General features: G+C 46.4%; 19 protein-coding genes. 3 read left to right on the top strand and 16 right to left on the bottom strand.

Going from position 1 to position 20429, the window contains the following annotated elements; all coding sequences use genetic code 11:
* Positions 1–341: 341 nt before the first annotated feature.
* The 9 genes from AB4Z30_RS16260 to AB4Z30_RS16220 all read right to left on the bottom strand — a co-directional run bounded on the left by AB4Z30_RS16260 (position 342) and on the right by AB4Z30_RS16220 (position 6288).
* Positions 342–1358 (bottom strand): RluA family pseudouridine synthase, encoded by a 1017-nt coding sequence (locus AB4Z30_RS16260; protein WP_441928154.1) that lies wholly within the window; start codon positions 1356–1358, stop codon positions 342–344.
* Positions 1355–1930: a cob(I)yrinic acid a,c-diamide adenosyltransferase gene (locus tag AB4Z30_RS16255; RefSeq protein ID WP_441928169.1), complete on the bottom strand. Its 576-nt coding sequence runs from the start codon at positions 1928–1930 to the stop codon at positions 1355–1357. Before AB4Z30_RS16255 ends, AB4Z30_RS16260 begins: the two co-directional genes overlap by 4 nt.
* A 79-nt stretch (positions 1931–2009) precedes the next feature.
* Positions 2010–2546: a bifunctional adenosylcobinamide kinase/adenosylcobinamide-phosphate guanylyltransferase gene (locus AB4Z30_RS16250; protein WP_441928152.1), complete on the bottom strand. Its 537-nt coding sequence runs from the start codon at positions 2544–2546 to the stop codon at positions 2010–2012.
* Between the two features lie 39 nt (positions 2547–2585).
* Positions 2586–3137 carry a hypothetical protein gene (locus tag AB4Z30_RS16245; RefSeq protein WP_441928150.1) on the bottom strand — a complete coding sequence of 184 codons (552 nt, stop codon included), beginning with the start codon at positions 3135–3137 and terminating at the stop codon, positions 2586–2588.
* Between the two features lie 189 nt (positions 3138–3326).
* Positions 3327–3593, bottom strand: a complete 267-nt coding sequence (locus AB4Z30_RS16240; RefSeq protein ID WP_441928148.1) for an aspartyl-phosphate phosphatase Spo0E family protein — start codon at positions 3591–3593, stop codon at positions 3327–3329.
* Between the two features lie 143 nt (positions 3594–3736).
* Positions 3737–4945 carry an aminotransferase class I/II-fold pyridoxal phosphate-dependent enzyme gene (locus tag AB4Z30_RS16235; protein ID WP_441928146.1) on the bottom strand — a complete coding sequence of 403 codons (1209 nt, stop codon included), beginning with the start codon at positions 4943–4945 and terminating at the stop codon, positions 3737–3739.
* Between the two features lie 13 nt (positions 4946–4958).
* Positions 4959–5459 carry an Lrp/AsnC family transcriptional regulator gene (locus AB4Z30_RS16230; RefSeq protein WP_123065064.1) on the bottom strand — a complete coding sequence of 167 codons (501 nt, stop codon included), beginning with the start codon at positions 5457–5459 and terminating at the stop codon, positions 4959–4961.
* Positions 5460–5615: 156 nt separating this feature from the next.
* The gene (locus tag AB4Z30_RS16225; protein WP_441928144.1) at positions 5616–5999 is read right to left on the bottom strand and encodes a spore coat protein; all 384 of its coding nucleotides are present in this window, start codon (positions 5997–5999) and stop codon (positions 5616–5618) included.
* A 55-nt stretch (positions 6000–6054) separates the two neighbouring features.
* A complete protein-coding gene (locus tag AB4Z30_RS16220; protein ID WP_441928142.1) occupies positions 6055–6288 on the bottom strand; it encodes a hypothetical protein in 234 nt (77 codons plus the stop codon).
* A gap of 95 nt (positions 6289–6383) precedes the next feature.
* On the opposite strand from AB4Z30_RS16220, the gene AB4Z30_RS16215 reads away from it, so the two are divergent.
* Positions 6384–7604, top strand: coding sequence for an NAD(P)/FAD-dependent oxidoreductase (locus AB4Z30_RS16215; RefSeq protein ID WP_441928140.1), 1221 nt, complete (start codon positions 6384–6386; stop codon positions 7602–7604).
* Between the two features lie 139 nt (positions 7605–7743).
* On the opposite strand, the gene AB4Z30_RS16210 is transcribed toward AB4Z30_RS16215, so the two are convergent.
* The 4 genes from AB4Z30_RS16210 to AB4Z30_RS16195 all read right to left on the bottom strand — a co-directional run bounded on the left by AB4Z30_RS16210 (position 7744) and on the right by AB4Z30_RS16195 (position 12624).
* Positions 7744–8952, bottom strand: a complete 1209-nt coding sequence (locus tag AB4Z30_RS16210; protein ID WP_441928138.1) for an MFS transporter — start codon at positions 8950–8952, stop codon at positions 7744–7746.
* Between the two features lie 132 nt (positions 8953–9084).
* Entirely contained in the window at positions 9085–9651 is a 567-nt protein-coding gene (locus tag AB4Z30_RS16205) for a hypothetical protein (RefSeq protein ID WP_441928136.1), read from the bottom strand.
* Positions 9652–9768: 117 nt separating this feature from the next.
* On the bottom strand, positions 9769–10146 hold the full coding sequence (locus AB4Z30_RS16200; protein ID WP_441928167.1) for a DUF350 domain-containing protein: 378 nt from the start codon (positions 10144–10146) through the stop codon (positions 9769–9771).
* 111 nt (positions 10147–10257) lie between these two features.
* On the bottom strand, positions 10258–12624 hold the full coding sequence (locus AB4Z30_RS16195; protein WP_441928134.1) for an endonuclease MutS2: 2367 nt from the start codon (positions 12622–12624) through the stop codon (positions 10258–10260).
* A 193-nt stretch (positions 12625–12817) separates the two neighbouring features.
* On the opposite strand from AB4Z30_RS16195, the gene AB4Z30_RS16190 reads away from it, so the two are divergent.
* On the top strand, positions 12818–13177 hold the full coding sequence (locus AB4Z30_RS16190; RefSeq protein WP_090922244.1) for a phage holin family protein: 360 nt from the start codon (positions 12818–12820) through the stop codon (positions 13175–13177).
* Positions 13178–13407: 230 nt separating this feature from the next.
* Entirely contained in the window at positions 13408–13779 is a 372-nt protein-coding gene (locus AB4Z30_RS16185; protein WP_441928132.1) for a cytochrome C oxidase subunit II, read from the top strand.
* A 106-nt stretch (positions 13780–13885) separates the two neighbouring features.
* Here the strand turns inward: AB4Z30_RS16185 and AB4Z30_RS16180 are convergent, their stop codons facing one another.
* The 3 genes from AB4Z30_RS16180 to pheS form a co-directional block, all read right to left on the bottom strand.
* A complete protein-coding gene (locus tag AB4Z30_RS16180) occupies positions 13886–16732 on the bottom strand; it encodes a hypothetical protein (RefSeq protein ID WP_441928130.1) in 2847 nt (948 codons plus the stop codon).
* Between the two features lie 138 nt (positions 16733–16870).
* Positions 16871–19324 (bottom strand): phenylalanine--tRNA ligase subunit beta, encoded by a 2454-nt coding sequence (pheT, locus tag AB4Z30_RS16175; RefSeq protein WP_441928128.1) that lies wholly within the window; start codon positions 19322–19324, stop codon positions 16871–16873.
* A gap of 58 nt (positions 19325–19382) precedes the next feature.
* Entirely contained in the window at positions 19383–20417 is a 1035-nt protein-coding gene (gene pheS, locus AB4Z30_RS16170) for a phenylalanine--tRNA ligase subunit alpha (protein ID WP_441928126.1), read from the bottom strand.
* Between the last annotated feature and the right edge of the window lie 12 nt (positions 20418–20429).

Below are 20429 nucleotides of genomic sequence, written 5' to 3'. Positions count from 1 at the left end.
ACCTTAAAGCTTCAAAACCCTTTTAGCCTTCGGCGTGCTGTTCAGACGCTTTGCTCGCTGAGCTCTACGGCTCAAAACCTTAAAGCTTCAAAACCCTTTTAGCCTTCGGCGTGCTGTTCAGACGCTTTGCTCGCTGAGCTCTACGGCTCAAAACCTTAAAGCTTCAAAACCCTTTTAGCCTTCGGCGTGCTGTTCAGGCGCTTTGCTCCCTGAGCTCTACGGCTCAAAAACTCAAAGCTCCGAAACCTTTTTAGCCTTCGGCGTGCTGTTCAGGCGCTTTGCTCGCTGAACGTTGGGGAACCTTTAATTACCGGCGCTCTTCTGCTGTCCTAGGTCCGTTGTTAATTTTCCACTTGATTGTTAGCCTCTGCTTTTTGCACCGTTTCTCTTGGGGCTGCCTCTGTATCCAAGCGTTTCTCCAGTGCTGCCATATCTGGCGGCAGTGGGGCCCGGAACGTCATTCGTTCCCGAAGAATCGGATGTTCGAATATCAGTTCACACGCATGCAGCGCTTGGCGTTCAATCCACGTATCCCGTTCCTCTCGAATACCCATAGTCCGCTCCTCCACATGATGTACAGGCAACGTTTTGTACATTCGATCACCTATCAGCGGGCAACCAATGGACGTCATATGTACCCGGATCTGATGTGTTCGCCCACTTTCGAGTTTCAGGCTTACAGCACTGGCACTACCATCTGACCAACGTGAGAGCGTTGAGTAAAGCGTTCTGGCTGCATATCCGTCTGGTGTAACAATACGGCGATGCGGCTCTTCCGGGTCGCGGTCAATTGGGCCGTCGACTGCTCCATGTTCTGGAGCAGGGCTACCATGCACCAGCGCGATATATTTTTTATCCACAGTGCCCGCGATCATCTGCTCTGATACATGCTGATGCACATACGGATTTTTGGCGATTGCCAGCACACCGGATGTCTCCTGATCCAATCGGTGGATAGGCCGGAAACGGAATTTCTCGCCTTTTTGTTGCCAGTAATGCACCACACCATTAGCCAAAGTACCCGTGTAGTGCCCATGGGTCGGATGCACGATAATTCCGGCATCTTTGTTCACGATCAGCAGATGTTCATCTTCATATAGCACGGTAAACGGAATAGGCTCCGGCAGAATATCATCTGACTCCTCCTGCTCCATCCGAACCTCCACCAGATCACCCGCGCTCACCTTGACACTAATGTATACCCGTTCACCATTCAGCATAACACCTTGCTCGGTCAGCTTGATTTTGGATAAAAGCTTGCGTGAAACCTGCAGCCGCTTCTGAAGCACGGTCTTTAGCAGCCAGCCGTCCTCCACTTCGGTAACCCTGTAGGCAATCGGCGCATAATACAGGCTCATTCTTTGCGGCGGAATACTTTTTTGCTCCGCACATATTCAATATCCGCAACTTGTTGTCTTGCATTGGCTGTCCGTGCAACAACAAAGAAATAATCCGATAGACGGTTCAAATACCGGCGCACCGACGGATTAATATCCGTATGCTGTCCCAGCGTGACGGTACGGCGCTCTGCACGGCGGCATACCGTCCGGCATACATGCAGTGCAGATGAGAGTTGACTTCCACCAGGTATAATAAAACGTTCTACTTTAGGATTTTCGGCATCGTATTGATCGATCCACTGTTCCAGACGTGTAACCATTTCATCCCTTACCTTGTACTTTGTCTCACTTATACGCACAAAAGCCAAATCTGATCCACAGTCAAACAGCTCCTGCTGCACTTCGAGCAGATGTTCACGCAGATCCTCAAACTTCCCATTGGCAGAGTCAATCAGGCTAATCGCTTGACCCACAAAACAATTTAATTCATCAATCGTACCATAAGCTTCTACCCGGTCATCATCCTTGATAACTCGGCCTCCGATCACGGAAGTCTGGCCTTCGTCACCAGTTCGTGTATATATACCCATCATATTCCCTCCAATTGTGCATTTAAGCTATATAACAGATGTTGAAATATTTCACCCGATCATCTCATACTTGTCTTTTCTAATCTTCATAACGCAATTGTTGACCTTTCAGATCAATGGCGAGGCCGGATACCAGCATATAGATCTGCTCTGCATGGGTCTGTAGAATTCGGTTAACCGAAGCCATTCTCGCAGCAAAAATACGTTCCTCTTCCGACGGACGCAAGCTACCATGCATCTCGTTTGTAATGATGAGTATTTTGCCCTGATAGGACAGCAGTGCATCCAGTAATCGTTGTGTTTCCATCCGTTGTTGATGAAAATCAGTTGCTTCCCTGAAACTCGCCGCCATCCAGGATGTCAAACTGTCCACGATCAAAATGCGCTGATCGGCCAGAAACAGATTGGATTCCCGATTAATCTGGGTCACCACTTCTGCAAGTTTTAGGCCGTTTCCCACCTGAATGGCACGATAATGAGCGGATGGTAATTCGGGTATAACGGGATCATGATCACCAGTGGATAAATATACACCTTCCCGACTCATTTGAGCCGCATATTTCAACGCAAAGCGCGTTTTTCCGCTACCTATGCCACCTGTGACCGTAATCAGCAATCCGTTCCCTCCTTCCATACCTAATCTCTACAGCAATGTTTATTCTGTCAACGCTTTAAGTACTTTTTTTGACTCTTCTTTGTTAGCTGCTGATAATGGAATGGTGGCGAACATGTTGCTCGGTGCATAGTTTACATCCTTGAACATTTGCATATCCTCAAGCGGAATACCGTAAAGATGAGTTTCCTTTTTCATATCAGAACCATCGTCGCCCTTCCCTTTTTCGACCAATACGGATCCTTCAAATACGCCACGTTTATATTTTTTGGCATCAAAGGTATCGTCCAGCGGAACATTCGAGCCGTTCTGACCATACTGTTTCATATCATTTTCCGGCAGAATGAAGATGTCGTGGCTACCTGCAGCATATTCAACCAATACTTTTTGAACATCATACATCGCACTTGTAATAATTTCGACTTTCGGCTCTTCACCGAGCTTTTTCTGCAAATTCGTTTGCAACTGCTCTGAAATACCGGTTGGATTTCCTTGATTATCAATAATAAACACTGTAAACCCATCCTTGCCGCCACACCCAGCTAATACAAAGATTAATGAAATTATTGCGGCAAGTCCCCAAAATCTTTTCATTCCAGCTCCCCCTTTAGTCTCCTAAGTCCAATATATCACAATTGTTCCACGCAAAAAAATAACCTCTCTCATCTAAACGCAAATCGAGGCACACAGCAAAAAAGAGACCCTTTCGGATCTCCTTCTTCCCTATGTTAACCTATTTCTTTTCAAACGTATAATCGAAGTATATATCCTTCAAATCAATGGTTACTTCGGTTTGACCGGATTAGCCTTCATGTATTCGTTAATCTTCAAATCCAGCAGACTGCTGATCTCAATCACAACATCGGATGTAAATGATTTCTCTTCTAGGAAAATCTGTTCCATCTTACTCCGAAGCATACGGATCTCATCTTCCAAGGAAATGTTATGCAAGGATGCGTGATCAGGGTTCACCGACCATCGGTCGCCATGATCGCCTTCTGCCAGAACGTGTCCACGATTCGTCGGTAAATCATATTCAACACAAAACAAAGCTAACCCCTCCTCGGAAAATTATTTTCCAAATATATGAAATCTCATTTCAAATTGAAATTATATCATAATATTTTGTAAAAGAAAGTATTTTTTTGGAAAAGTTCCAAACACCTTGTTTATATTGTGTTTCTTTCGAACTATTAACCCTCTTTTTGAACTTTGTAAACAAAATTTCCGATACGTTCCAAAGCTTCATTCAACTGGGACACTGAAGTCGCATAAGAGCAACGTAAGAACCCTTCTCCTTGTGGGCCAAACACGTTACCTGGAACAGCAGCAACCTTATTCTCCGTCAACAATCGTTCAGCAAACAGATCAGAACTCAGACCTGTCTTTTGAATACTTGGAAAAGCATAGAATGCCCCTTGAGGTTCATGACATTCAAGTCCGATATCCCGGAATCCCTGTACAATCAAACGTCTACGCTGATTATAAGATTCTACCATTCGGTCTTTCTCACCGAGTCCATTCGTCAGTGCTTCGAGCGCAGCAACCTGCCCCATAGCCGGTGCACACATCACCGTGTACTGATGAATTTTGAGCATTGCTCCTATGAGTTCAGGATGTCCGCACATGTATCCGATTCGCCAGCCAGTCATCGCAAACGCCTTGGAAAAACCGCTCACCAGAATCGTGCGCTCTTTCATATCAGGAATCGCAGCAAAGCTGACATGTTTTTGATTATACGTCAATTCAGCGTAAATTTCGTCAGCAATCACGATCAGATCATGTTTTTTGATAACTTCCGCGATAGGAAGCCATTCTTCATAAGTCATGATAGCTCCTGTTGGATTACTTGGATAACATAGAATAACGACCTTTGATTTCGGTGTAATGCTAGCTTCCAGCGCTTCAGCGGTTACCTTGAACTGATCCTTCGCATACGTCTCCACACCAACAGGGATACCTCCGCCGATGGATGCAATGGGTGAGTAGGCTACATAGGAAGGCTCCGGGATCAGAATTTCATCTCCAGGTACAATTAATGCACGCAATGCAAGGTCAATCGCTTCACTTCCACCTACGGTGACAATAATCTCATCTTTTGGATCATACTTCGTGTCAAATTGTGTCTCCAAATAATCGCTAAGTGCTTCACGCAGCTTCGGCATACCTGCATTCGATGTATAACTAGTCATACCTCTTTCAAGTGAGTATACGCAAGCTTCACGCATATGCCATGGTGTTACGAAATCCGGCTCACCTACGCCTAATGTAATGATATCCTTGTTGTCACCCACCAGATCAAAAAACTTACGAATGCCGGATGGGGGAATTTGCTTAACCAGCGGAGCCAAATATGAGGACATCGTTTTGTTATTACCTGTTGTCTGTTCATTCACTATCATGACACATCTTCCTTTACGGCGAGATCATGAGACGGTTGTCTTCCTGATGGTCTTCAAAAATAATCCCGTCCTGCTTATATTTTTTAAGAATAAAATTCGTCTTGGTTGACAGTACTGAATCAATCGGAGACAACTTCTCCGATACAAAGTTAGCCACTTCACGCAGATTGCCGCCTTCTACTTCAACAAGTAGATCATAGGCTCCCGACATGAGGTAAACGGACTTCACTTGCGGATAAAGATAGATACGTTCAGCAATCCCTTCAAAGCCACGCCCACGCTCGGGTGTAATCTGAACTTCGATCAGGGCCGTCACTTTCTCATCATCAATTTTGCTCCAGTTCACTACCGTTGCATATTTAACGATGACGTGTTCTTCTTCAAGCTGAGCTACAGCAGCTTTGATTTTATCTTCCGACTCCCCCAGCAGCGTTGACAGCAGTGCGGGAGTCCTTCTCGCGTCTTCCTTCAACAGATCCAGAACTTTGAGTTGCAGATCGTTCAACTCTTTCATCGTTTTCCCTCCAGCGTCATCCAGGTTCCTAAAATGAATTAATACTTATATTACATGAATTTAACGTTGATGCATAGACAAAAGACCGCCTGCCTTCAATTCAGGCAAGCGGTGGTATGGTCTGTAGGGATATGCTTCAAACCCCTTATCTACAGGTTACATGTAATAAGGGTTGCCGTAATTCGGTTGACGCGGAGTTACATTGGGCACTTGACCATAAGGAGTGTTTTGCGCATTTTTCTCCTGCACAAATTGTTGACATTTCTGCTGTGCCTGGTGTGCAGATTGAATCTGCTTGTCCAGGTCCTGACGTGGTGCTTTGGCGGAAGCCGAATACATATTGTTCTGCTGCATCAGGTTAAACAGCTCGCCTTGCAGGCGAAGTGTATCATTCGTCAAATCATTGAACATACTTCGAACCATGGGACAGGAAGATTCTGTTGTGGCCGTCGTGTATTCGCGCGAAGTTCGTCTCAGGTCTGCAAGAATCGTTTTTAACAAATCTTGTTCTTGCATAAAAGTACCGGTTTGATTATACATGTATTTTCCTCCTATTTTGCTGATTTATTGTTGCAAACTACCTGTAAATGTGAAGTTATTGTGATTGGGAAGGTGCAAGAGATTGATGCTGATGCAAGGTTTGAATCAATGTGTTCATATGTTGCTCATGAGAGCGAACATATTGATTCAATGCCTGCTGAATCGCCGGATGTGTGGATATAGAAGCTGTGGCTGCACATTGCTTGATCAGCATCTCCTCGTTCGAGATGGAATCCGCGATGTAGTTCAATTCTTTTGGACTCAGGGCTTGCAATTGTGAATGCTGCATGTACGTCGTACCTCCTAGATCTAAAGTTTATGCGAATTTATTGTTACCTTGAATGACAAAACTATACCAATGTGAAGACAAAGGAGCTGGTTCTAATGGATCTCGTCTATGGTACGCCTTACTGGCCTTCTACCTATAAAACGCATATTGACTATCCCTCTTTAAATGATGACATCTCGTGTGACTGCCTGATTATAGGCGGCGGTATGGGAGGAGCACTTACTTCCAGATTGCTTGCACAGCGCGGCTTGGATACCGTTGTAATTGATAAGCGTAAAATTGCACATGGCAGCAGTTCTGCCAATACTGGACTGCTACAATATACCAATGACAAATCATTGACTTCGTGTATTAACACATTTGGAGAAGCGAAAGGTGTACGCTTTTATCAGCTATGCCGTGATGCGATGAAACAGCTTACCGAAATTGCTGGAAGTCTCAAGACCGATCCGTGGTTTATTCCGCGGAACAGCTTTTGCTTTGCTAGCTCTGAGGAAGATGTTGCAATGCTGGAGGAAGAGTATCAAACACTGCAAAAGTATGGATTTGATGCAGAGCTATGGAATACAGATCAGATCAAACATTATTTTCCATTTGAAAAACCGGCGGCTTTGTACACAAAAGGAGATGCGGAAGTAAATCCCTTTCGCTTTGTTCAAAGCTTGTTTGAATCAGCTGCCCAACATGGGGCACTAATTTACGAACAAACCGAAATGATTCACTGCGACTATGATGATGAAGGGGTATGGTGTCACACCTCACATGGCAAAATTCGAGCTAAACAGGTTGTGTATGCAGCTGGATATGAAACTCAGGAAATCAAAAAAGACAAGGGAGCCTATCTCAAAGCAACGTATGCAATTACGACCAAACCTCTGCCAGACCTGAGCCGTTGGCATGAGCAAGCCATGATTTGGGAAACAGCCCGCCCTTATCTTTATATGCGTACTACGCCAGACAATCGAATTATTGTGGGTGGGCTTGATGAGGAAATACCTGCGCAAGATCAGCGTGAGTTACGTGCGAGGAATCAAGGCGATGTGTTACTTGAAGAAGTCCAGTCCTATTTCCCGTCGGATGCGCTTGAAGTGGATTATGCCTGGGGCGCTGTGTTTGGTAATACGCATGATGGTCTCCCGCTTATCGGTACTCATCCGGATTATCCACATTCATATTTTGTTGAAGGATATGGGGGGAATGGAACGGTGTACAGTATGATCGCGGCATCCTTGATTGCAGATGCTATCATCGGTACTCCGAATGAAGATATGAAGTTATTCTCCCTGACAAGAACCAGCAAACCATCACCAATGTAAAAAAAAGGGTGAAAAACAAGAAAGAGAAATTCACTCATTAGTAACTCTTCGTGTCCAGATCCAAATTACAAAGGGTACAGCTAAGGGAAAATAACCCTTCCCTATGCTGTACCCTATTCATATGAATATCAAATCAAATTTACGAATCACGAGGAGCAGTCTCCACCAAAAGCCTACGCATAAACATCCAGCCAATAAGCGGAAAAGCACCCAAGATAATAATGAGCCAAACTAACATTGCAGTGGATGGCGAATTCACTACGGTGATCATAAATATAGTCAGCCCAAAAAGTCGACCAGTCATCAGGCACAGCTCTCTCAATACGACAAGTTCTACCCTTTTTTCCACATTTTCGCCGCTCGTGCCCATCATGTCGAAACCTGCGGAGATCATCGGCAAAATATATAGTGGCATTGCTATTGCGCTTCCGATCCCCATAAAAAGCAGCGTCCCGTAAGTTACTTTCCAGAGCAGAGGGAATAGCACCACAAGCAACAAAATAGAACCTGTCAGCATCCCTTTGGATCGATACTGCGGTTTAAACCATTTTCCTGCAGCCCAATAACTGGCTAGAGCTACGGCCGAAGTAATGAGTGAGAACTGCCCAAGTTTATACTCTTGTGTTGTCGCCAGATATACAAGTAAAGCAATCAGAAAAGCAAATACACCTTCCCGCGCTCCCTGGGCAATTAACCCCATAGCCAGTGGTCGCCATGGGCTTTTTGCTACCGATAGCTGACGGATTGGCTCTGACCAGCGGTATGTACCGCTGACTTTTCGTTTCTTTAGAAAAAAACTAAAGATCACGGCAATGATATAAATGACAAGGGATACGGTAAATATCAGCCGATAGCCAGTATTATCTACCATACGAGAAATGATAAGACCCGAAAACCATGGTCCTATAATGCCTGTCATGGAGCCCAACAGCCCAACCCAGCCATTAAACAAATCTCTATTTTTCCGATCCGTAATTTCAAAATACACCACATTAAAGGCAATCCAGAACAGCCCAAGTGCACAACCTAACAGCAACCCAAGCGGCCAGATCCAATCCACGGCACTTGCACCCGTCCATAGAACGAGCATATAGAAAATTCCGGATAACGCAATGCCCAGTCTGAGCGCACTCATTTTGTTATACTCTTTGACCCACTTTCCAGCTAGCCAAAACGTAATACCGATGGCGAGCTGCTGACTGATGGTAAACCAGCCGAGCATGGCGTAATCCGGGCGGCTTTTCCAGAGAAACACGTTCAAAAACGTACCGGACAACGCTCCGGCTAACGCAAACAATCCATTCACGCCCAAAAGCAGAATGGATTGTCTTCCCAAAGTAATCTTCATCTGCCCCTCCTTGATCACCTGAAGCAATAACATGAACAGGCTTTTCTTAGGCTTAACCTACCCCAAGCAGAAGGAAAACATGATGAAATTTTGGTTTATATAAAATTTAGCTTACTGATTGTATATGATTAATTACTGTGCACTCAAGTTCTGAATCAACCGTAGGCGGTCATCTTCAGACAAACTGTATTGAACCTGAAAACAACCGGAGCATACATAGGTCAGCACAGTAAATGGAGGTGACAATACGGAACCTTTGCCTGAAGCCGCATTAGTAATCGGTGTAAACGTATCTTGACTAGCTGCCTGTGTTCCAGCAAGGATCATAAATTCCCGGCAATTTGGACACTCAGGCACTTCCTCTTGCTGATCCAATTGCTTCTCCACACCTTGTTCATACTGAATCAGATCATTACCCTCGTCTGCATATTTGTTCAATGTTCTCAGTTCCGGCAATTTCAGCTCCACTTCATCTCCCCATAATGAAGTTAGATCCGACACTTGCTCTTTATCGTTTGTAATATCCTGAGCAGCAAAGTCTTCTTCGCTTTCTTCGACCTCTTCGTCACCGATGTTAATGTTCAGTGTACGATAACCCTTCAATTCATTGTGACAATACGGACATTCTTCTTCTGGCCCAAGTTCCTCATCCCACACAATTTCTGTTTGGCACCAAGGACATACTGTTGTTTCCATCATGTATCAACCTTTCTCTTTCAGATAATCACGTATTCAGCACATAGATTACACCGATGGCAAAAAATACAATCGATGCCGCAAACAAAATCCGTATCAATATTTTCATCATCGATCCCCCTAGATAATGCTTGCGCCAATAACAAAGGACAGTGAGACAGAAATGATCATCGATATCAATCCGACTGCACGATTATCCGCTTCAATCTCCCGGTCAATTGAAAACACTGGCGTCAGGAACTCAAACAAAAAGTATGCAATCAACAGCAAAACAAACCCGACAAAGGACCATGTCATCGCTTCATATACTGAAGATTTCGCCTGAATGCAAAAACGTAGCACATTGCAAATACCGAAGATTTTCCCCCCTGTAGCCATTGCAACAGCAACATTCCCTTTTTTGATTTCCGTCCAGCATTTATACTTGGTCACCAGTTCGAAGCACGCCAGAAAAACGAGCAACTCCATGATTGCAACCGAGAAGAAACCGAGGACCATCCCTAAGGGATGAGACAGTAGTCCGTCAATCGCTTCTTTCACTCCCCATTCTCCTTCCGAATCTACTGTCCAGTTTGTCTGAACAGCAGATATTTTTCATTCAAGTTCAGGCTATTCCAGTTCTGCGACGGTTACACCATTGCCGCCTTCTCCGTAATTGCCCAGACGATAGCTTTTAATATGTTTATGCTTCCGCAAGTAATCCTGAATACCCGTACGCAAAATTCCTGTACCTTTACCATGGATGATATACACTTGACCCAAGTTGGCAAGAAATGCTTCATCAATGAAACGATCCGCTTCCATCAGTGCCTCTTCCAAGTTAGCCCCCCGCAGATCCAGCTCGCTCTTCACATTATCATCCCGAGTACGTTTCACGCCTGTAACCGGTTTTTGTTTTGCCTGCTTCGTTGCTGGGGCTACCTGCTGCAGTTCCAAATCATCCAGCGATACCTTCATTTTCATAATACCGAGCTGCACAACAGCATCCTTACTGCCAGCCATCTCCACAACATGCCCCTTCTGATTGAGACTGTAGACAAGAACTTCATCCCCAGGGCCGATCGCGCGGGCTTTTGGTACCGCCGTTTTTTTGACGGTTTTTCTGCGTTTCTCCGGCTCTGCTTCATCCAACTGTTTCCGAGCAGCAATTAATTTATGCTCTTTGACAGATGCCCCCTCCTCCAAAGCGAGCTGGCGAAGATCAGCAATGATTTTCTCCGCTTCGGCACGAGCCTTGTCTACGATGCTGCGAGCATCATCCTCTGCTTTTTCGATTCGGCGGTCACGCTGTTGTTCCAGCTTTTCAAGTTCGGCTTGATGACGGCTGCGCAACTTCTCCATATCTTGGCGAAGAGCCTCTGCCTTTTCACGCTCTTGTTCAGCTGTAAGACGGTTCTCTTCGAGCGAAGCGATCATATGTTCAATCCGCTGATCTTCTTCCTTCACTTCACCGCGGGCGTAATCCAAAATGTAACCGGGAAGTCCTAGACGCTCTGCAATCGCAAATGCGTTACTGCGTCCTGGTACACCGACTAAGAGACGGTATGTCGGGCTCAGAGTATTGATATCAAATTCCATGCTGGCATTAATCACGCCTTTACGCTCATAGGCGTATGCTTTCAGCTCACTGTAGTGCGTCGTTGCCACCATCCGGCAGCCTGTCCGGTGCATATGCTCCAGCATGGAGATTGCAAGTGCTGAACCTTCCGCCGGGTCTGTCCCTGCTCCAAGCTCGTCCAGCAGCACAAGACTTTTTGGCGTCATATTTTTCAAAATACGAATGATATTGGTCATATGGCTAGAGAAAGTACTAAGACTCTGTTCGATACTCTGCTCGTCACCAATGTCGGCATAAATGGCATCAAATACACATAGCTGACTGCCGTCCTCTGCTGGAACAAACAACCCCGACATGGCCATCAAGCTCAATAGACCAATGGTTTTCAAGGTTACCGTTTTACCACCCGTGTTTGGTCCAGTCACGATAATAGAGGTATAATCGTTACCAAGCTCAATATCAATTGGAACAACATGATCAATCGAAATCAGCGGATGACGTCCTTTTTTCAGCTTGAGGAAACCCCTGTCGTTCATTCGAGGCAATGTTGCTTTCAGTTCACGGGCTAAACGTGCTTTGGCAAAAATAAAATCAAGCGATGCCAGCAAATCGACATCATATAACAACCACTCACCCTGCTCGCTGACAAAGGCCGTCAATTTCTGCAAAATAATTTCAATTTCGCGCTCTTCCCGAATCCGGGTTTCACGTAATTTATTGTTCATAGCCACGATGGATTCCGGCTCAATGAACAGTGTTGCCCCTGATCCTGACTGGTCATGGACAATGCCCCCGAAATAGGAGCGGTATTCCGCTTTGACAGGAATAACAAATCGATCTCCACGGATCGTAATGAGCTGATCTTGCAGCATTTTGGATACGGTGGACGAACGAATCATAGAATCCAGCTTTTCACGAATGCGAGCTTCTCCCCCGCGTAATTCACGGCGAATCTGTGCCAGCGTCACACTCGCACTATCAGAAACTTCCGCATTATCGTCGATACAGATACGAATCGCATCTTCAAGCTCCTTCTGCTCGGACAATTGGTCACTGATATAGAAGAGCGACTCAATCGGTTCATCCTCATGAAGGGCTGCAATCTGACGTTTCAAACGTCTGGCCGCATGTGTTGTATTGGAGATCCCCAGCAGTTCATGCGGATTAAGTGTACCTCCAATTTCAGCCCGTTTCACGGAAGCAGTAATGTCTACAATCCCGCCAAAAGACGGAGAACCTTTCAGACGCTCAAAGGTAAAAGCTTCATCCGTTTGTTGAAGTAAACGTTTTACTTCTTCCAGATCACTACTCGGCTCAAGTTGCTCCACTTTTTTCTTGCCCAATGATGTTTGAGCGAAGCTCATCAATGTATTTAGAATTTTGCGATATTCCAATGTGTGTAATATTTTCGTGTCCAAATGTACAACTCCTTCCAAACTATACCTGTTATTATAACGAAAGAAACTTTGTTGCGCTATTTAACGAATCCTTCCACACATAACTTGAGACATGTCGCCACAAACTACAGGTGTCAGGATTGTGCTATTCATTTTACTCACTTAGAGTTCCCATGTTTAAGCTCAATCCAATCTGAACAAAGGAGGTATCCCCATGAATTTTCTGGGCCATGTCGTACGTTTTATTATTGCAGCTATCGTCTTAATGGTTGTAAGCTGGATCGTTCCCGGTTTCGCCGTTGGTGGTTTCTGGAGCGCGTTGATGCTTGCCTTGGTCATTGCCTTGCTGGGCTGGATCGTTGAAGGCATCTTTGGCAAAAGAGTCAACCCTTTTGGTCGTGGAATCGTCGGCTTTATCGTGAGTGCACTGGTTATTTGGCTGGGTCAATATGTGGTTGATCACGTTGAGGTCAGCCTGCTCGGTGCCATTCTCGCCGCTCTGGTCATCGGGATTATCGATCTGTTTATTCCGGTATCCACACCGTTTGATGCCGGACGCAGCTCCAAAAGCTAATCAAAGTCTACTCGAACTGGCTACTTCTCACAAGAAATGAAACCTCGGATGGCCTTTGGCCTGAAGAGGTTTTTTCATATTTTACGTTTTTTACGTTGATGAGAATTCAAGCTTGATTAATTTTCAAAAAAACGTCATACCCGACATGGTCAGGCATCGTCAGATTGCGGTATGATGATTTGAGAAATCATTCAAATTTTATCCATCTCACATGTTGAAGGAGGCACTTAATGAAAAAAGGTATAACATGGCTTGCTGCCTGTATGTTCATCCTGATTCTTACTGCATGCGGAAGCGCCAAAGACTCTGAAGCATCCGAGCCAGAAATTACAGCCAGTGAACAACTCGTAATCAAAGCAAGCAACTACGAATTCGAGCAACCTGAATACCGACTTAAAAAAGACGTGCCTGTTAAAATTATTTATGAAAACGTCAACGGAAATCACGGTTTGCTTGTGCCTGAGTTCAAACTTCGGTTGGACACCCAAAAAAATTCCAAAGTCATTATCCCGGACAAAGTCGGAGAGTTCGAAATGTCATGTGCCATCGTTTGCGGTCCCGGTCACAGCAGTATGATCTCCAAAATTATTGTGGAAGAATAATTTATCAATACAAGAGCCCCCGCAGCGACGGGAGCTCTTTTTGTATTATAACAAATTATGCAAGAGTTCGCTTGTCAGCACATACACAGACGAAAGAGTCTATTCATTAGGTCTGATCCTGCTCAATCAATTCAATCCATTCGTTATATTCCGTCTGTAATTTCGTATATTCATCGTGCAGCTGACGATATTCCGTATTGAGCTGCTCCGCCTTTTCTTGTTCCATTTCCCGCTCGACCTGTAGTAACCGAAGTTGGTTGGCTGCCAGTTCATAACGTTCACCTATTTCACGGAGTTCATTCTCCAACATTTGTTTCTCTTCATCAGCCTCGGCTTGCTGTTGCTCCCGTTGCGATTGTTCCTTCAACAACTGATCTCGTTCCTGTGTTAATTCCTCCAGCTTCTCGGAACTTGCTGCACTCTCACGCTGCCATGCGGTCACTTCATCCTCCAGAGCTGTCCAGCGCTCCTGCCACGTTTGTTCCTGTGTCGCCCATTCGTCCGCACGAATCTGCCAAACCTGTTCGTTTTGTTCAATCGCCCGGGTTGCCTCTTCTAATTGCGAGCGAAGTTCTTCTTCGCGTGTCGTCAATTGCTGGATACGAGTAGACAACTCCGTTTGATGGGCAGACAGATCTTCATGTTTAATTTGCCATTCGAGTGCTTCCTCTTCTGTCTGCGCAAGCTGATTCGCCTGCTCCGTATAACGCTTGGCAAGCTGCTCAGCGGACTGCCTTGCTTCGTTTAGCGCAACCTCTAACTCTTGCTTCTCCGCTTCAAGTTCACTCATCCGGGAGCCAACATTCTCCTCCCGTTGAAGAGCATCACTATAATCGTTACGGATCTGCTTATATTGCTCTTGCAGACGGATTAATTCCTCTTGAGCACTATGCAATTCATCACGAGTATTATTTAAGTTCTGATGATTATCCTCTAATTCCTTACGATTATCCTCTAACTCCTTACGATTATCATTCAACTCATTACGAGTGTCATATAGTTCTTCATTTAATGATTTGAGTTTCGCTTGCAGAGTCTCGTTTTCTTTCTCATATCGAACGGCTTCTTCATTATAGAGCTTAGCCTCTTCCTTCACGACCGTGAGTTCATCATGCAAGGACTGGACACCAGACTCCAACGATTCGTTCTGCTCCGTTGCTTCTAAAATCTGATTCTCCAGATCGCCAATATCAGCCAGTCTCTGTTCGGCGAGATCTTTCCATGACCGTTCTTTCTCCGTAAGTGCAGTAATCTCATTTTGCAATGTACGCACAGCTGCATGTGCCTGCTCAAGCACCTTATGCAGTCTGCGTTGCTCCTCTTCAGACTTCGCTTCTGCTTCAAGCAGATGCTGCGCATCCTGTTCAAGCTGGGCATGCTGCTCCTGAAGCTTACGCAACTGAGCTGTAAGCGCCGATTCACGATCCACCGCTTCATTATATTGCTCTTGCCATTGTTGCTGAGACTCCTGTGTCTGTTTCAACGACTGCTCCGTCTCACGAAGTTTGTTTTGAAGATCAGTGCTATCACCTTTCAGCTGCTGCAATTGCTGCTGAAGCTCTGTAATTCGGCGTGCCTGAATCTCCTGCTCCTGCATGTAGATCTCATGTTCCTGACGCAGTGACTCCGTTTGGGTACGCTCCGCCTGAAGTAATTGTTCCTGCTCGGAAACCACTTCCTGTGCATGTTGAAGCTGACTCTGCACCTCTGCCAGCTGTTCCGTTATCTCAGTTATGCGAGCCTTGGCCTGCGTACGTTCTTCCTCAAGCTGACGTCCTAGCTTGGCCTGCTCTTGTTGAAGCAGTTCCTTAGATGCTGACTCCGCTTCCGCAGCACGGGTAGCCGCCGCTTCTTGCTCTTCTTTTAATTGCTCTTCATATACTGCCTCTTTCTCCATCCATTCCAGTTCGGACTGCTCGGAAAGAGCATTGAATTCAGCCTGCAATTGCTCAATGGCAACCTGACGTTTCTGCTCGGCATCAGCAAGCAGTGCTTCACGCTCCTGTTTTGCCTGCACTTCGAATGCATCTGCCTGCTTACGTGCATTCAGCTCAGCTTGCTCCAGACGCTGCTTCATTTGATTTTCAAGCTCGCCGTATTGAAGAGCTGACTCTTCCTGCACCTGCTTCAATTTCACCTCGGCCTGCTCCAACTCGGACAAAATAGCTGACTCGGCTTCTTCCTTGGCTGCTTGCACCTGCTGCGCCGCTTGAGCCTGCACTTTCTGGCGCTCTGCTAACGCACGGCTCTCCGCTTCCTTCAATTGTGCTGCAGTCCTGTCCTGTAGCTCTTTGTACTGAGTTGCCGCTTTGGCCTGCATCTGCTGCAGTTCGGCTACCGCACGGTTCTGCGCTTCTTTAAGCTGTGAGGCAAATTGTGCCTGCACTTGTTTGAGCTGATTAGCCGCTTTTTCCTCTGCCTCCTTCACACGTGAATTAGCTTTCGCTTCCGCCTCTTTGAGTTGCGCAGCGGCTTGTGCTTGCAGCTTCTGAATCTGATCCTTTGTCTGACTCCGCTCTTGTTCCAGCAAAGCATTCAGCTTGGATACCTCAGCCTGCTTATCTGCTGTCAATTTTTGCAAAGCCTGTTCAGCTTCAATCTTCTGTTGCTTCATTTCAGCAAGAGACTGATCTCGTAACTGCAGTTCTTTCTGGTGCTCACTCTGTATGGCGTTTAACCGATTCAATTCATTTCGAAGCTCTGTTCGTTCCCCTGTAAGCATTTTGAGCTCGTTTCGGATTTCTTGCGTCTGAAGAGACTGCTCAGCCATATGTACGGCCGCAAGTACAGCAATACGCGGCGTATCCAAACGGGAATGACTTTTGGAGATAGCGCTCATACGCTCATCTACCAGATTAGCTACTTGTTTCATATAGTCGGCACTGCTGCCAACCAGTTTATAGGAAGTCCCGTAGATCTCTACGGTGACGCGTGTACGATCAGGTGTTGTCACAGTTGTGCCCTCCTTCAAGTCTGTATGTTGATTCTAAGCTGTAATGACAAAAAAGTCACATCGATCCTCTAATGCTAAGGATTCGATGTGACTTCAAGCAATTCCTGCTAATCTTTGTTCAAAAAATTGACTTCTATCCTATTTGCGCAGTTCTGCGTCGAATTGCTCTTCCAGACGTGTTACCACACGCGCATGAACTTCGGTAACTTCCTCGTCTGTCAACGTGCGCTCACGATTCCGGTAGACCAGAGCCATGGCCACACTTTTCTTGTCTTCGCCAAGCTTGCTGCCTGTGAATACATCGAATACCTGTACCGTCTGCAACAATTCACCTGCAGATTCACGAATGGTACGAAGCATATCGCCAGCTTCAATATCCTTGCTTACGACCACCGCAATATCACGCTCAATTGCCGGGAAGCGCGGAAGCTCACGATAACGGATATCCGCATCTGCTTCCTTATAAATTGCTTCAAGGGCGATTTCAGCAACATAAACATCATTCAGATCATATTGTTGCTGCAGTTCTGGATGCAACTGACCGAGTGTACCAATCAATGTGCCTTCACTGCCATCTTTACCATCCAAATATACGGAAGCAGAACGTCCCGGGTGGAATCCTTCCGGACTGTTTGCCACCAGACGGATACGTTGCTCCAGTCCCATGTAAGCAAACAGGTTCTCAAGTGCACCTTTCAGGTCAAAGAAGTCCACCTTCTCTGCTCCAACATTCCATTGCTGAGCTGAACGGTTACCCGTAAGCAACATAGCCAAAACTGGAATTTCATGCGGTTGCTTGGTCAGCTTCTCTTCCTCCGTGAAGAAAACACTGCCTACTTCAAACACAGCGAGCGAATCCTGCTTCCGGTTCATGTTGTATACAGCAGCATCCAGCATCTGTGGCAAAATGCTCGTCCGCAGCACACTGCGATCCTCACTCATCGGCATAGCCAGCTTAACCGCTTTGCTTCCTTGAGTCAGTGCAGGGAACAGAACCGCTTTGTCCGGATGAACAAAGGAATAACTGATCATTTCCTGCCAGCCCGTTCCAGACATTACACCACGAATCGTACGACGAATGGCTTGAGGACGAGTGTAAGCCCCCGGTGTGGTTGGACCTTCGATCCATGTTGTTGGAATGTTGTCATATCCGTACAGGCGGGCAACCTCTTCAAACAGATCGACATCAAGCGTGATATCTCCTCTGCGTGTCGGCACTTCAACATCTAGAACGCCCTGCTCCGCATCTCCGCATGCAAAATGCAAACGAGCAAAGATCGTTTTCACCTCAAGCAGTGACAGATCTGTTCCCAGATAACGGTTGAGTCTGTCCAGGGACATTTGAATGACACGTTTCTCAGAAGCTTCAGCACCAGCTTGAACAATACCCTGATGTACTTGGCCTGATGCATAACGCTGAATGAGTTCAGCCGCACGGTCCAGAGCCGTAATGACAGCACCCGGGTCTACTTCTTTTTCAAAACGCAAGCTTGCTTCGGAACGCAGCCCCAGTTGGCGCGACGTCTTCCGAACCGTTCCGCCATCAAACTTGGCGGACTCCAGCAACAGATTAACGGTGCCCTCCGATACCTCGGAGTTTTCACCGCCCATTACCCCAGCGATAGCGACAGGTTTTACACCATCGGTAATGAGCAACATGTGCGGCTCCAGTTTGCGTTCCTGACCATCCAATGTCACAATCGTTTCGCCTTCATGTGCCATACGCACTTCAATGCGACCGTTATCCAGCTTATCCGCATCAAACGCGTGCAGTGGCTGACCGTATTCCAGCATGACATAATTCGTAATATCTACGATATTGTTGATCGGACGAACGCCCGCTGCCATGAGACGGTTTTGCATCCAAAGCGGGGAAGCTCCCAGCTTGATGCCAGTCACATAACGAGCTGCATAGTGACTGCATTGCTCCTGTGCTTTGATCTCTACAGAAATGTGATTAGCCGCTTCATCGCCAGCTTCAACCAACTGCTCTTTTGGATTCGGCAGTGTCACTTCACGTCCCAGAATGGCACCTACTTCATACGCTGCACCGCGCATACTCAAAGCGTCGGAACGGTTCGGCGTCAAGTCTAGTTCCAGCACATGATCGTCCAGACCGAGCACTTGGCTGATTGGCGTGCCAATCTCCGTGTTTTCCGGCAGCACAAGAATACCTTCCTGTTGATCCTTCGGCAGCAATTTGTCGTTCATGCCAAGCTCTTTCGCAGAACAGATCATACCGAGCGATACTACGCCGCGCAGCTTCGCTTTTTTGATATCCAGCCCGCCTGGAAGCTTTGCACCCACAAGGGCTACCGCTACCTTTTGACCCGCATCCACATTTTTTGCGCCACATACGATCTGCAACTCTTCCTCCTGGCCTGCATCAATGAGACATACATTCAGTTTGTCCGCATCCGGGTGTTTCTCTTTGCTCTTCACGTAACCGACAACAACCTTGTTTACGCCCTGGTTACGGTTTTCCACAACATCAATCTCAATCCCTGCACGGGTGATTTTCTCTGCCAGCTCCTGTGGCGTCACACCTTCAAGGGCAATATAATCAGACAGCCAATCTGTCGATACTCTCATGCACGTTCACTTCCTTAATCTATATATTAGTTTTGACGTTCATTGACGTTCAATAGGCTTACAGCCGTCCAAATTGTTTCAGGAAAGTCTGATCACTGTTATAGAAATGACGGATGTCATCAATGCCGTACTTCAGCATCGCAATCCGTTCTACACCCATACCAAAGGCGAAACCACTGTATTTCTCCGGGTCATATCCGCCCATCTCAAGCACTTTCGGATGAACCATGCCGCCCCCCAAGATTTCGAGCCAGCCTGTTTGTTTGCAAACCCGACAGCCGCTGCCAGCACATTGCACACAAGTTACATCCACTTCCGCACTTGGCTCGGTGAACGGGAAAAAGCTTGGACGCAGACGAATTTCGGTATGAGCCCCGAACATTTCGCGCACAAATTGCAGCAACGTTCCTTTCAGATCACTCATACGAATGTTTTCACTGATCACAAGGCCTTCGACCTGATGGAACTGGAAGGAGTGTGTCGCATCGTCATCATCACGGCGATATACTTTACCTGGGCAGATGACTTTGACAGGCACTTCACCTTTCATGCTCTGCATCGTACGAACCTGTACAGGAGATGTGTGCGTACGCATCAAAAGATCCTCTGTCACATAGAAGGAATCCTGCATATCACGCGCCGGGTGATTCTTAGGCAGGTTCAATGCTTCAAAGTTATAATAGTCCATCTCAACTTCCGGACCTTCTGCTACACGATATCCCATACCGATGAAAATATCTTCGATCTCCTGCACCACTTTCGTCAGCGGATGCAGTCCGCCTTGACGCCCGCGGCGCCCAGGCAAGGTCACATCAATCTTCTCGGATTGAAGACGCTTCGCAGTTTCTTCCTTCTGGAATTGTTCCTGTTTGCTGTCGATGACCTCTTCAATCGCTCCCCGAACCTCGTTACCTACTTGCCCAATGACTGGACGCTCTTCCGCACTAAGTGAACCCATGCCGCGCAGAATCTCAGTCAGTGCCCCTTTTTTGCCCAAATACTTTACACGCAGATCAGCCAGCGTCTGCGGATCGTTTACGCCAGACAACTGCTCCAGCGCTTCGATCTTTAATGCTTCTAAACGTTCTTTCATGTGTAATTGCCT

Source organism: Paenibacillus sp. 2TAF8, from assembly GCF_052114825.1.
GTDB lineage: Bacteria > Bacillota > Bacilli > Paenibacillales > Paenibacillaceae > Paenibacillus.
Note: the sequence above shows the minus strand (reverse complement) of the source record. Positions and strands in the feature narration are given on the sequence as shown.